Annotated in this window: 14 protein-coding genes and 1 pseudogene; 1 reads left to right on the top strand and 14 read right to left on the bottom strand. The window is 44.5% G+C overall.

All coding sequences use genetic code 11. The features are described from left to right. Window positions 1-104 precede the first annotated feature (104 nt). The 7 genes from IEY46_RS09660 to IEY46_RS09630 all read right to left on the bottom strand — a co-directional run bounded on the left by IEY46_RS09660 (window position 105) and on the right by IEY46_RS09630 (window position 4,661). Window positions 105-983: an AraC family transcriptional regulator gene (locus IEY46_RS09660; RefSeq protein WP_188991363.1), complete on the bottom strand. Its 879-nt coding sequence runs from the start codon at window positions 981-983 to the stop codon at window positions 105-107. Between the two features lie 255 nt (window positions 984-1,238). Next, window positions 1,239-1,880, bottom strand: a complete 642-nt coding sequence (locus IEY46_RS09655; RefSeq protein ID WP_188991361.1) for a uridine kinase family protein — start codon at window positions 1,878-1,880, stop codon at window positions 1,239-1,241. Between the two features lie 389 nt (window positions 1,881-2,269). Further along, window positions 2,270-2,743 carry an NUDIX hydrolase gene (locus tag IEY46_RS09650; RefSeq protein ID WP_188991359.1) on the bottom strand — a complete coding sequence of 158 codons (474 nt, stop codon included), beginning with the start codon at window positions 2,741-2,743 and terminating at the stop codon, window positions 2,270-2,272. A 5-nt stretch (window positions 2,744-2,748) separates the two neighbouring features. Continuing rightward, a complete protein-coding gene (locus IEY46_RS09645) occupies window positions 2,749-3,210 on the bottom strand; it encodes a CYTH domain-containing protein (RefSeq protein WP_268239498.1) in 462 nt (153 codons plus the stop codon). A gap of 154 nt (window positions 3,211-3,364) precedes the next feature. After that, complete coding sequence (locus IEY46_RS09640) at window positions 3,365-3,508, bottom strand: hypothetical protein (protein ID WP_188991357.1); 144 nt, start codon at window positions 3,506-3,508, stop codon at window positions 3,365-3,367. A gap of 75 nt (window positions 3,509-3,583) precedes the next feature. Further along, complete coding sequence (locus IEY46_RS09635; RefSeq protein ID WP_188991356.1) at window positions 3,584-3,829, bottom strand: hypothetical protein; 246 nt, start codon at window positions 3,827-3,829, stop codon at window positions 3,584-3,586. An 82-nt stretch (window positions 3,830-3,911) separates the two neighbouring features. Continuing rightward, the gene (locus tag IEY46_RS09630) at window positions 3,912-4,661 is read right to left on the bottom strand and encodes a glycoside hydrolase family 20 protein (RefSeq protein WP_229750176.1); all 750 of its coding nucleotides are present in this window, start codon (window positions 4,659-4,661) and stop codon (window positions 3,912-3,914) included. On the opposite strand from IEY46_RS09630, the gene IEY46_RS09625 reads away from it, so the two are divergent. After that, a complete protein-coding gene (locus IEY46_RS09625) occupies window positions 4,647-5,366 on the top strand; it encodes a helix-turn-helix transcriptional regulator (RefSeq protein WP_229750175.1) in 720 nt (239 codons plus the stop codon). The two genes, IEY46_RS09630 and IEY46_RS09625, sit on opposite strands and share 15 nt — an antisense overlap. Window positions 5,367-5,623: 257 nt before the next feature. Here IEY46_RS09625 and IEY46_RS09620 read toward each other — a convergent pair. The 7 genes and pseudogenes from IEY46_RS09620 to IEY46_RS09585 form a co-directional block, all read right to left on the bottom strand. Continuing rightward, window positions 5,624-6,519 (bottom strand): annotated as a pseudogene (locus IEY46_RS09620) (phosphotransferase family protein). Window positions 6,520-6,734: 215 nt separating this feature from the next. Further along, on the bottom strand, window positions 6,735-7,151 hold the full coding sequence (locus IEY46_RS09615) for a VOC family protein (protein WP_119149554.1): 417 nt from the start codon (window positions 7,149-7,151) through the stop codon (window positions 6,735-6,737). Between the two features lie 1,431 nt (window positions 7,152-8,582). Further along, the gene (locus IEY46_RS09605; protein WP_188991348.1) at window positions 8,583-9,602 is read right to left on the bottom strand and encodes a dienelactone hydrolase family protein; all 1,020 of its coding nucleotides are present in this window, start codon (window positions 9,600-9,602) and stop codon (window positions 8,583-8,585) included. 448 nt (window positions 9,603-10,050) lie between these two features. Continuing rightward, complete coding sequence (locus IEY46_RS09600; protein WP_188991346.1) at window positions 10,051-10,260, bottom strand: DUF6440 family protein; 210 nt, start codon at window positions 10,258-10,260, stop codon at window positions 10,051-10,053. A gap of 253 nt (window positions 10,261-10,513) precedes the next feature. Continuing rightward, window positions 10,514-11,563 carry a YeiH family protein gene (locus IEY46_RS09595; RefSeq protein WP_188991344.1) on the bottom strand — a complete coding sequence of 350 codons (1,050 nt, stop codon included), beginning with the start codon at window positions 11,561-11,563 and terminating at the stop codon, window positions 10,514-10,516. A 31-nt stretch (window positions 11,564-11,594) separates the two neighbouring features. Next, a complete protein-coding gene (locus IEY46_RS09590) occupies window positions 11,595-12,560 on the bottom strand; it encodes a hydroxyacid dehydrogenase (protein WP_188991342.1) in 966 nt (321 codons plus the stop codon). Further along, complete coding sequence (locus IEY46_RS09585) at window positions 12,557-13,627, bottom strand: Ldh family oxidoreductase (RefSeq protein ID WP_229750174.1); 1,071 nt, start codon at window positions 13,625-13,627, stop codon at window positions 12,557-12,559. The genes IEY46_RS09590 and IEY46_RS09585 overlap by 4 nt, the downstream gene beginning before the upstream one ends. Window positions 13,628-13,670 lie beyond the last annotated feature (43 nt).

Below are 13,670 nucleotides of genomic sequence, written 5' to 3'. Positions count from 1 at the left end.
AGAATGCTCCCCTTACAGTGACAGGTTTTATTATTTCACCTGTCTACCGTATGGGGAGCATATCTATTGGATGGCCCTTTTGTACATAAGTACATCTGCTTTTTCTACCGAACCTTCTTAACGGGTATCCATAGCTGAACTTCAACTTCTTCTGTGTAACTTTGCTTTTCCACACCGATTTGGATCTCCGGCCCTAATTGGATCACTGGTCCCTCAACCTGCTCATACCCTGAGGAAGGGAACCATTCTCCGTAAATTTGCTTCCATTTTTCTGGTTCCCAAGGAACTTTTATATCAATAACGGCCCAAGTCATTGCCGGTACAGATAATCGAGTGAACTTGTCTGGGCACGATTCCGTAGAAGCTACTGATAGATAGTAATCGAAATCTGTTTTTCTGGGCCCAACCGCTTCGCCTACATTCACATGAAGAATACCGATTGGCTCCACGTTATTAAGTGACTTCAGCTCGGCGTACGTGTCGTGATTTGTTGATCTCCAAACTTGCTCGACACCAGGATGTTCACCCATTTCAATCGGTGTAACCCGATTGGATATTCCAATCACTTGGAATGCTTCCTTATTTTCAATTCTAAACTTCATTGGTTCGCCACCTCTAATTGATAATCGAAAAGTCATTGGAGAATATAGTTTTAGTGACTGGCTCGACATTCTCAGTTCTGTTGGCGTTACTTCATGATGGGCTTGAAAAGCGCGTGTAAATGCGTCTGGCGAGTGGTATCCATACTTCATTGCGACATCGATCACCTTGACTGAGCTGTTCTGCAGTTCAAGCGCTGCGAGCGATAGACGTCTGCGACGAATATATTCATGAAGCGAAATATCCGCCAAGTAGGAAAACATTCTTTTGAAATGATAAACCGAACAGTGAGCAAATCTTGCTAACTCGTTTTCATCGATTTCATTTTCCAAGTTCTGTTCGATGTAGTCTAAAGCCTTATTCAAATTTTCGAGCATATTCATCCAATGACCTCCCTTCTCTCTTAGAGTAGCAGGAAAAATTTCTAGGCACCCGACTCATCAAGTTCAACCTCTGCAGGGAGAACATCATTCATTATTCCTTACCGTTTTTAACAGTAAGGCACTGACCAAAACTTGCCGTCACTATAATACGGTTCTCCACGCTGTTGGAAACGGCAAGTCGTACCGAGGGAGTTAAATGATTCATCGCACAATGGTCAATTGCACTTAATCAATTTAAATTGTCTTTATTTCACATTAAAAAAAGCTTTTTTCAACAATATAATCTTCATTGGAATTTTTTAAAACTATATCAAAATTTTGATGATAAGGATGCATAAATAAATCATATTGAATTCTACGCTCTTCATGAGATTTTCTTAAGTAATTAATATCTGTTCCTCTTTCAGAAACATCACGTATGCTCCTTCTCTTCAACTCGGTTTCTCCATCCGTATATAAGTAAACTTTCCGATCATACAAATTTGGGTCTGTAAAGGCAACACTCATGCCTTCTACAATATTTATTTTGTTTTGTGAAGATATTAACGTACTCTTTGTATAATTCGTGCCTAATGTATAAAAATCCAAACCATCTCTCATCATATGGATGTCTCTCTCTAAAGCGAATATATTATGAGCAGCAGGATGACAAGCTGTCATTTTATTATGATGTTGTTCATTCTTATATTCATAGTCGATAAAAGTGTACTTCCTAAGATGAGAGCCGATAATATAGGGGTCAGTATTAATATAATTCACATCATCATGTCCCAGAAGCTTTAAAAGATTATGGGCAAAAGTTGTCTTTCCAGATGCACCATGACCCGAAATTCCAATGGTAACTCTTTTACTCTCACTGTTAATCAAATTGGCTATCTTATTTAATACCTGATCCATATTTTCCTCCATTTTTTCTATTATTGATTTTCATTAACTTTCCTTATATACAGTTTTTAGAAATATTATACAACAATATATTATCAAAGTTCTCTATTGTTAGTTTAATAACTCGTGTACTTTTTGGCTCGCGGGATTGTATAGAAGTTCTTGTCTTAAGCAAACGACAAGAACTTCTATACATAAAATAAAAAAGTCGTAGTGTATGCGACTTCCTTTGTATAGATATTCTTGTCATCCGACAAGCAAGATCTCCGTGGATCTTGCTCCTTGTGTTTTGGTGTTTCGGAATGTGTCTGTGTGCATTCAATTATCATCCGAAATACCCCGCAGGCATCATTACTATTACAACATCTGCATCCAAGACTTCACCCGTTCCTCGGTTCTCTTTACACAGACAATGGTAATAAACTATAGTCTATTATTTGTTCATTAACATTGAAAGTATATCTATGGTCAAATCGTTCTCCATTCAACATGATAGGTAAGAACTCTTGAATATTATTCGCTATTCCTTTGTTATTAACATCTAAAATCCAACCAGCTTCTTTCCAATCTAAAATGCCTTCTGTCACACTTGTAGGTGTCAGGAAGTCGAGTGTTGTTGGAACCGATGCAATAAACACGTACATTCCCGATGTACCTTTCTCGGTTATCCAAGTAACTTTTCCAACCAACTCAGGATTTTGTATATTTATACCTGTCTCTTCAAATGTTTCCCTAATTACACATTGATATGGTGTTTCATCTTCTTCAAGTTTCCCTCCGATTCCGTTCCACTTTCCCATAATCGGAGAAAAAAAACGATTTAACATTAGAATTTGATTTCCTTTTCTAATAAAGCACAAGGTATATTTATACATTTTTATTACTCCTTCGGCGTTATTAAATCTTCATTAGACCCCTGAATTTGACTTGACAAAAAGTTTTCAAATAACTTTATAGTTCCTGATTGTTCATAGTGCACATCGGAAGCATGGTTATCATTTCTAATAACCTCAATTTCAAAAACATCCCCTACACCTTCAACTGAATCCAGGTGAAACAATTGGTTATTTAATTCCCAGACCTCTCTTCGTTTTCTGATCAGCAAAGGTTCTTTATAAATAGAGGTGAATATTGGAATTATTTTTTCATCTGAAACCTCATAGAAATCATAATTAACATTGAAGTCATCATCGACACGTGAATAAACATAGACCAAACAACTGTTGTCTTGTTCTTGTTTAGTTCTTATTTTAATTCGCTTTGAATTCGTTCCTGTTCTAGGATCATAAATCTTAAAAATATAATCGGTTTGTTCCTCAATTCTGTGAAACGTTGCTTGTATTTCTCCAAGTACGCCACGAACTCCTTGAAAATCCTTGCAAAATATTTAGCTGCCCTTTGAAGTGAAACTTCCATAGAAACCAACTCCAGATGAGGATGCCGCGAAGCATAATGCTTACTGGTGCTTTTCAAATTCTTCTTTCAACCAGAGCTTATTATTCTGTGCGATGTATTGCTCTGATTGGATTAACAACTCCACAAGCTCTGACTTTGAAAGCTTCATATACCGCACGCCTCTTCTTTTTTTCATAAACATCATGTAACCAATCAATTGTTGGAGAATCGGATTCCCGGTTCATACATTTCGTCCCCTTGGTATTTTTCGATAAGTCGAATTTCATCTAGCTCATGTTTGGCACGGTTTTTCGCTATTTTCATTTTCTTCGCTTCAAGAGGTAAGCCTTGTTTTTCAAACCTCTTCTCACTCTCGTCTGCCCAGTTAAAATAAGCAAGGATCTCCTCAGCACGAAGGTTTCAAGCGTCTGACCTTCCAGCCTTTCAACATACTGATTGCCGTTCACATACAGGGATGTGCCGTTCCGATCCCCTGTCAGAACCAAATGCGTCCATATTCCGATCGGACCGCTCCAGAGAATAGGAAGCGCAACGAACTCGTTCAAAGGGACCCTCGACCATGTCACGATCCACAACAGGCCTCTCGAGCTAATCGAGCAAACCAATCTGGCCCTCAACAAGCCCGTTTCATCCCTGATAGTTGAACACGCTGTTATAGTTTTCTTTGGAAAATCCCAATTTTCCGGTCGTTCCTTGCGTAAGCTTCAACTGACCTTCGGGCGATTCCATCAGGACTGCATTGGACGGATTGCCGGCATCGGGATTTATCCACATCGAAACTGTCCATCCGAAACCCAGCGATCGTAACGGAGTCTGCACATAACTGTTTCCTCCGCCGAATTGAATCCCCTGCCCGAATTTGCCACCGGCATATGTTACGTTGTTTCCGGTTCCTTCAAATCCGTTGCCCGAATTATCCGTATAATTGTTCTCAAACCGATATTCGATCACCTTTCCCTTCGGATTGTCTACTTGAAGCTTGCGGGAAAGGTCAGCATTCGGCGCATCGCCGATTTCGGACGCCCTTAGTTCAAATTGGCCGAAGTCCTTATCCACTCTCGTTCCCGTCCACGTCTTCTCGGATATGACCTGTACGGCCGGCAGCATGCGCACATGAGAATCATCCATGGAAACGCCGCTGGCATGGGAAACATCGTTCCAGAATGCAAACTTTCCGCCTTTTAATTTCGGGTGTCCGTACGGCAATGAGGCCGCTTCCCACTTGTTAGGCTCCCATTCGTTATACAACAGTCTGGAGTCCACATAGTCTTTCATCGTGGGAATAATATAGTTGTACCCGGAATCGACGTTCACGATCTCATAGCCGGCGTCGATCGCCTGTTCTGGTCCCCCATACGGGGTATGCCAAATATCCATAGTCGCAGAGTTGCTTATCGGGGTGTCGCCGTCGTAAGCCTTCAGCCCTCCCCACAAGTGCGGACGTTTTCCTTTAGCGCCTCGCTTGATGTCCGCGATTACGACAGGGTATCGGATACGGTGCTCGGCATCGCCCGCAAATGGTTGGAAACGATGCCTCCCACTGAAACCGTCCAGACGTTAGAAAAAATAATATTCACCCTCCACCACTGGGCGCTCGCGGCGGCGCCGGGCCGTATTCCGGTGAACGCTCAACAGGCGTCCGATTTTGCCGCCAAACTTCTATGGTCCCGAAACCCGGAGGTCCTTCTGCAAGCGATGGAACAATGGATGAACGATTTATTCCTGCTCATCGACCCCGATCGGCAGAAAGGACAAATTATGAACAGAGCCAAAAAATATATACGCGATCATATACAAGAACCGATTACCTTGGAACAACTCGGCCATGTCACGTTTACGAGCAGATCACATCTGAGCAGGCTGTTTCGCAGGCGTACCGGCCAAACATTCATCGAATATTTGACCGATCTTCGCATGGAGAAAGCCAAGAAGCTGTTGGCGGAACCGGGAATCAAAATCTATGAAGTAGCCGAACAGCTCGGCTATCAGGACTGGAAGCATTTCAGCCGTACCTTTAAAGACCGGACCGGCTACGGGCCGGCTGAATACCGGAGCAATCTTCATATAAGCGAACCGGAGTAACTTCGCACAACTGGCGGGACTGTGCAAGCTTTTTTCCGCGTCCCCGGTATTGCCGCCGCCTGAGAGGCATGCAGCCCCAGTTTAACGTCTGCTGGACTTCAAACAGCCGCGAACCCAACGGTTTGCGTCTGTGTCGAAATCGAATGAAACTACATCTCTTACAATATTCCACCTTCTCCAGCGCAGCGCTTTCCGGATCACTTCTTGTTCAATCGCCCGAGGGACGAAGGCAATACCGCCGGATTAGGGAAATTCCCTTATATTTCCACATTGACCCTCATGTCCTTTTCCAATACCTCCAACCCTTCTGTAATCCAATTCTGATCCCCGGACTCTAATCCCTCGACCAGGTATGATCAAGCGAAACGAACAAGAAGACTTTTCGGATGCGGGCGTCCAGGGCAACCTCTCCCCTGTAAGCCATCACTTGCCGGGTAAACGGCTCGCCGCAATCCTCAAGCAGGTACACGTAGTCGTAATCAGGATCGCTTATCGCGGCATCGCCGAAATCGATAATACCTGTTAATGCTGACATATGTGAATCCATCAAAAAGTGATCCGGCGATAGACCAGCGTGAATCAGCGCCGGCGTATATCGAGTATATGCCGTATCCTCCAAATAGGATTGAAAGCGCTGCGTGAGATAGTCCCGTAAAGACGGATTAAGAAGCGGAAACGCATGCTTCTCCGTGGCTTCCATCAATAAGAAAATGTCATTCTTGAGGTTTCGAACGGGAACTCCAGCCGCAGTAGCCGAATCAACCGGAAATGCGTTCAACGCATTCATAAAATCAGCAAGCTGCAAAGCGAGTCGATCTCTTGCATTATCGGAGATAGAGACGATTCCGACTTCCCCCAGGATCTCACCTTGGACTTTCCGATAGCCTGTAAAGGGACTTCCATCACTCTGTGATCCGATGTATTCAAACTCCGGTATATCGACCTTTAAACGATTGACCAGTAGAGGCAGCAATTGAATTTCTTTGTTCAGTTCATCTGCTCCTTGTTGACTCTTGGGAAAGCGAAATACCCATTCTCCATTGACAAGGATCGCGTAATTCCGAAATCCTTCACCAAGCGACTCTACGGATTGGATGGTCAAATCAGGGAATTGGTCCGTTATCATTGTTGAATATTGGCGATACCGAGACATTACTTTCGTCGATCAAGGGAATGAGACGAAGGTCATTGAAACGTTCGACGCGGAAAGCTCCAACCCCGTCGAGCTCCAGCAAGCAGGCTGGCAAGCGATTATGGACAATTTCATAGCCTATACCGAACAAAACTAATCATCGCGAAGAAGACGCCGGGGAAGGTGCCCGGCGTCTTCCCTTGTTAATCCAAGTATGAGTGCGCTCTCCGTTATCCTTAACCTTGAGCTGCATCCGTGTTCATGTAGTTGATTGCCCACATATGGCCGTCCAAGTCCTCGAAGGCCCAATGATACATGAATCCATAATCCTCAGGTTCTTCGTACGATTTCCCGCCCAAGGAGACCGCAGTATTCACGATTTCATCCACCTTTTCTCGGCTCTCGAAGGCCAATGCGATCGTCATTTGCGCATACTTTTCCGTATCAACGGTTTCCTTCTGCGTGAGCGACTTTAAAAGTTCTTTGGTGAGCAGCATGACCTGCAGGTTGTCGCCGATCACGATGGCTACCGACTTCTCATTCTCGGGGAATTGCGGGTTGAGCTCGAATCCGAGCCCGGTGAAGAACGCCTTCGATTGTTCTACGTTGTTTACAGGCAGATTGAAGCTCGTGAATGTGGACATTAATGCCATTTTTAAACACCTCATCGTCAAATTGTTTTGTTGTCATTGATGCCTTCGTTTATTTAGACAAAGCTGATCCGGGAATTCATCGGTCTACTTGATTCGGAAGCGTGAATCTTGAAAATAAGTCTCAAAACCGAAATCAGAGCTTATCCCCCATCCTTTTCACCTCAAAATGGGAATGTTTGTTCTTGTTAATTGTAGCATTTTTGTTAAAATCTGAAAAGGGCAGAAATTAGTTAATCTGCCCTTTTCTTTGAAGGTTATTGCTTGTTAAAGAGATAGGATTCATTCGTTGATAAACTTCTCAAATTCACTTTCTTCTTGTCGTAAGATGCTTGAAGCCATTCCAGTTCAGTTATTTGAGATGATACGGATTTACGGTACATATGTCTCCCACAACTTTTGACATGGTTCCTACTTTTTCGCGGTAATCTTCATAAAGCTCTTTAAGATCTTCCGGTCCCCTAAGAATACCCTTCTGAATATCGACATATGAAATCCAGTTTTCGTGAAGTGAGTTTATGGATTCGGAAACCTGTTGAGCTGTGGGTGCAGTATAGTATGAAGTCACCTCAATGTCCTTTTGGTGGAGCAACGTTTTCACAATGTCCACCGGTATTTTTTCCGTTTGAACCGCATGGGTCGCAAATGCATGTCTCAACAGATGAGCTTTCAATACAACTTGATTGCCTTAGGCAGATTGAATTATAATACCATGCAAAAGAAAACGAATGATGGCATTAAGAGATATAACGTTAATATGTCTCGATTGGTACTGGAAAATATATCTTTTCGGCGGCATTAGATGTTTTCTGCTTTCAACATCATACTCGACCTCTGGAATGGAATCAGACTTATAGGATTCCTTTAGCATTTATAGAATTTCTGACATAAACTTAAAGACTTCTTCCGGCAGAGGCACTTCCCTGCCTTTAGGGATCAACCTGAAAATGTAATTTTTTCTTGGCGGACTAACACTTTTATCTATCGTCACCACATAGCAGTCTTTATCTTAAAAACCTCTATAACGCTTACTTTCACCTTGGAACTGGCCAAAGCCTTTAAGATCTCTAAGAATAAAATGCCATCGTTCTCCGACATATTCTGATTCATCGTAATGAAATTCTATTGGAAGTGCCAGACGCTGCTCTCTAACATTCTTAATGGCCTTACGGTAAGCTTCACGCAGCCGGCTCACTTGATTCCATCTAAGATGCCCCTTTGCCCTTATTTCAGGCAATAACGGAGTTACAGCTGAAGTGTCTTCTTTTCGCTTAGTTTTTGCAGTAACGTCAGAAGATTTCGGACATAAAAATAAAAAAAAGCTTGATTTCTCAAGCTTTTTTCAATAAGTTATGTCCCTTGTTTTGTGTCCTTGGACAGTTCTCCTCTCCGTCGCTCCAGGTATTTTTTAGTGAAAAAGAAGCAGGCATCGCATCATAACCAGACTCGTCCAAACCAATCGAAGGCTACTTTTCCCGATATCTCATGGTCGCCCTCAAAAAGATCCAACTCCAGCTTATCTTCTTGATCCAACAGCCGGTAAACGTTCCGAATTTTCTCGAATGCTTCCATAGTGCCGTGAACTGGGAAAATCGGATCCCTTGTTCCGGCTTCGACCAGAAGAGGATTTGGAGCAATCAATCCGAGTAAGTCCGGCATTTCCGCAACTAGCGAAAGACCCGGAACATAATTATCGATACAGTGGTGAATGGATAAAATACTCTCTTGAAAGGTGTTGGTAAATCCACTGACGACAGTTGCGGAAATTCGGTCATCTATTGCCGCAGCAAACGAGCAGACAAGCCCTCCGCCAGAAATCCCCATACATCCGATCCGATTCGTATCCACATCATCGCGTGTAAGTAAATAATCGACGCAGCGCAACGTTTCAAATACTCGGTATCCTGCCATCGTTTGGCCCATTGCTAATAGAAAAGTAGAAAGACGATTACAGGAATGGTGTTCTTTTGCTTCCTTATCCTCAACCAGCATACGATCGCCAAACCCCAACAATTCCGGCACGACCACGATATGTCCCCTCTTAACCAGTTCAACGGCAAAGTTTTTTTGGTATCCGATATCACCGGTCTTCTTCTCTCCGCTCGGGGTTAATCCGACAAGATCCCTGCTTCCATAACCGTGACCGTGACAGGCAATGACGGCACCTAATCGCCCGTTGCTTTCTTTTGGAACAAGGACATAGACCGGCATAAGGAGCCCGGGATACGTCTCTATTTGAATCCTTTGGCGAATATAATCACCGCAATCTTCGGATTCAAGAAGAACCGGAGCAAGCTCTGAACTCTCCGCTGCATATCCACCTAACAACTCTACAAACCGTTTGCGCAGACGCGCTTTCCACTCGCTCCATTCCTGTTGTGAAGATGCTTGAAATTTCTCAGAGGGATTCACGCTCTCGTATAAATGCTTAAAATAATGATCCGGATACCACATCCTGGGCTCCCCCTCGATATTAATTTACATCCAATACCCGTACTTATTTCAAGATGATCGCCTGTTCATCTGCTTCAATTGCCGCTTTGCTGGCAAGGAACAGATCTTGATGTGAAATCGTGTATGGTTTACCATCTCAGCAAATCGAAATCGTGAATTAACAAATATTGTTGATTGTATCATCTAATTAACACAAATTGTTGGAATAGATTTATTTTAATCAACGAACCTGGCTGTTAGCGCTGAAAAGCAGCCATATGAGCCGGCTGCTTTTTCATTTGGTTATTGAATTATTGTTCTCCGTTAGAGTACAAAGAAGCGACTAAGGAAGGGAGCAGCATCTTGCCGAGCCTCTCGTATACGCAAGATGGCGTTACAAAGGCGGTAAAACCATAAATAGGATGGTACTGCATATGACAGCTTGAACGATTATGATCCTTCATCAGTGTTATTCATTAATCGGTTTTATCGTTGGTTTTCCATCCTTATCCAGTAACGGTGTAATTCCCCCTGAATATCCACTCCAACTAAATAAATAATGAACGCCTGTTTCATTATCTACTATTATTCTGTTTCCATTAGCCACGCCATTTTCTGAATGGATTTCTTCAAACCTCTTCTTTGAATCTTTGTTCTTATCTGAGTCTTTTTTAAACATTTTCTTCACCCCCATATTCATTTAAATGTTAACACTATTCCTGCATATTTCAATTCGAATTCCCTCCTTCCTATACTGTCATATTCAAAGCAGCTGTGCGGTCATATTCCTTCACAATCTGGATGATAGGTTTATTCTACCAGCCCTTATTTTCTCTGTCCAACTTTGCGCAGCTGATCCATCATCCCTGTTTCATATTTAGAGGTCAGTCCCATCCGCTTAGGATACATCGTACTCTCTTACCACAGAGAAGCTAATAGAATAAGTCGATTAACAGCTGACCCAGTGCGGATAGCGCGACAAAACCAATAACCGCGACCATAATCGCCTTATTTCCAATCTGTTTAAAGTCATTCCATTTAATGCTTAAGCCGAGCCCTGCCATAGCCGCCGATAATAAGAATATGCTGACAGCTATAAACGCGTTTACGACAGAGTCCGGTAAAATGTGGATCGTTCTAACCACGCTCATAGCCAGAAAACCGAAAATGAACCATGGAATCGGCAAGCTCCTTAAACGATTCTTCTCCTGATTCCTCTGCACATCTTTATCGCGATAGAGATATCCCAATATCAGCGCAGCCGGAATGAGCAGCGCCACTCTGCCCAGCTTCACAATGATCGCGGCTTCCCCTCCAGTATCTCCTGCCGGAACAGCTGCAGCAATGACATGCGCCAGCTCATGCAAGGTTGAACCGGCAAAAACCCCATATAGATACGAATCCATTCCCATATAGGGAAACAAGAAAATATAGGCAACCGATCCGATCGTTCCAAGAATCGCGATACAGGCTACTGAGAGCGCTGTCGTTTCCTTCTTGGCTCCGATCAGAGGGGCAACGGCTACGATTGCCGCTGCGCCGCAAACTGCCGTTCCTACCGCGATAAGTATGGCTAAATGCTTATTCACCTTTAATTTTCCGCCAAGGTAGATCATAATCGTCAAAGTAAAAGCAATCACGATCACATCAATCGCCAGCACCGGGAAGCCGGCTTCTGCGATTTGCTGCAAATTCAGACGGAGTCCCATTAGAATGATACCGATCCGAAGAAGAAATTTACTACTGAACGTAATTCCGGCTGTGGCTCCATGAGGCACATCCATGCATGATTTCCACAGAACACCCGCCAGGATGGATAGAATCATGATTCCCATAATCGAAAACCCCGGCAGTTCCGCGATTTGTCCAGCCAGAACAGCCAGGATCACAGTTAGCGCGATTCCTCTGGACAGCCCTCTCCAACCATTGCTGACATCGGGTAGTCCCGGTTTGCCGCGAAGTGTCGTTGTCGGGATTTGCATAGCTTCAGCTCCCTTGATGAATTAAACCTTTTTATTGCGTTCTGTTGACATGCACCCGGCACAAAGAAGGCCGTCCTTCAAGTTCGCTGGCTACTTCATTTGAAACCATTTCTGACGTTCGAATCTGCGATTCTTCAGTTAAACCCGCGATATGAGGCGTAATCAAACAATTTTCCCTCATCAACAAGGGATGATCGGCTGCAGGAGGTTCTCCCCCCAGAACATCTAATACGGCACCGCCAATGATTCGCTGTTCCAGCGCCAAGTTCAGATCGGCTTCATGGATAATGCCTCCACGGGCGCTGTTAATGAGGATCGCCGTGTTCTTCATGCTTTTCATTGTTTCCAGATGGATCAAGTCTCTGGTCGATGCAGTTAATGGGATATGCAAGCTTATGTAATCGGACTCCGCAATCACCCGCTCGTAGCTGGCAAGCTCAATTCCGGTTTCCATCACGGGATAATCGTAAGGGGAAACAAACGGATCGTGTCCGATGATATGCAAACCCAGCGCTTTAGCACGAGCGGCCACACGGTGACCGATTTCACCGAGACCAATAAGACCGAGCGTCTTGCCGAACACCTCGGTGCCCGTATATTTTATTCGGTTCCACTTGCCGGATTTGACATCAGATGCCGCTTCCTTCAATAATCTGCTACAAGCAAATATACCGGCTATCACATATTCGGCGACGGATGTCGCATTTGCATTCTTCCCGTAAATCACTTTAATGCCGCTGTCCGCTGTTCTTTGAAGATCAATATTGTCAAGTCCAACGCCCAGACGTCCAACCACCTTCAAGCGGTCGCTCCAGGCAAGAAGATTAGCGTCTACTCGGGTCTGGTTTCGAACGATAACGGCATCGGCCAATGCCAGCTCTTCTTTCAGGCGCACACGATTATGCCACAGATCCGGATCGTAAACCACTTCCCATCCGCGTTCCCGAAGCCTTTCAATGCCGATCGGCCAATTCAATTCCGTAATTACGATCTTCATGGCTGCTTCACCCTTTCGCAAAAAACGATCCCAAGACCTTCACCCAGTCGCGTCAGTTCTGAGGTTACTTCATCTGAGATGGTTACCCCCGAAGCGGAACGCTGCCGATACCTTTCATCCCGCCGCTCTCCCGGATAATAGATTCGATCCGTCTGTGAAGTAGTTGGCGTATCTTTAAGCTCTTGAATAAATCCTTCCATCAGATCAAAATAGTGATCCAGTGTCATCCACCGGGAGATGTCAAGAAGAATAAAGCTATGCCCGACATTCGCCGCGGGATCTCCGTCTTGATAAAGATTTCGGACATGCGGACCGTATGCGGCACCGCTTAACACCCCGCACATAATTTCTATTGCCATAGCCAGCGCATAACCCTTGACCCCTCCCAGTGGAAGAATGGCGCCCTTCAGCGCTGCTGCAGGATCTGTCGTATCCGCACCGTTCTCATCCATGGCCCAGCCCTCCGGAATCTCTTGGCCTAATTTGTCCGCCAGGATGATTTTGCCGCGGGCTACTATACTTGAGGACATATCAATAATGACTGGAGGACCCTGCCTGATCGGGAAACCGAAGGCAATTGGATTGGTCCCGAAGAAAGCCTTCTTCCCTCCCCAAGGGGGGATTCCCGGCGGGGAATTGGTCATCGCCATTAACGCCATGTTTTCCTTGCAGATCTGCTGGCAGAAGAATGCCGCCGTTCCGAAATGATTGCTGCTGCGGATGAACATGCCCACAAGCCCATATTCCTTCGCCATCGGAATCGCCGTTTGCAGAGCACGGTAAGCCACTACCTGACCCAGCCCGTTTCCGCCATCAACTTGCAGGATCGATCCGTTTCTGACCATTTTGATATCGGGGTCAGGGGCAATCCGGCCCTCCTGCATTCGTTTTGCATAGATGGGCAGCCGGCTGATTCCATGGCTTTCATTTCCCTCCATGTCGGCCCTGACCAATGACTCGATGGCAATGTCTGCGTGCACTGCCGGCATCCCCAGCTTCATAAATATCTGTTTGCCGAATGTTATTAAATCAGCTGTCCGATAAGTGGAAGCATCTGTCTCCGACACGCGATCACCTCACAAAAATTGCAAGTTGGATATCGGCCAGATA

Origin of the sequence: Paenibacillus nasutitermitis (genome assembly GCF_014641075.1) — a bacterium.
Taxonomy (GTDB): Bacteria; Bacillota; Bacilli; order Paenibacillales; family Paenibacillaceae; genus Paenibacillus_Z; species Paenibacillus_Z nasutitermitis.
Note: the sequence above shows the minus strand (reverse complement) of the source record. Positions and strands in the feature narration are given on the sequence as shown.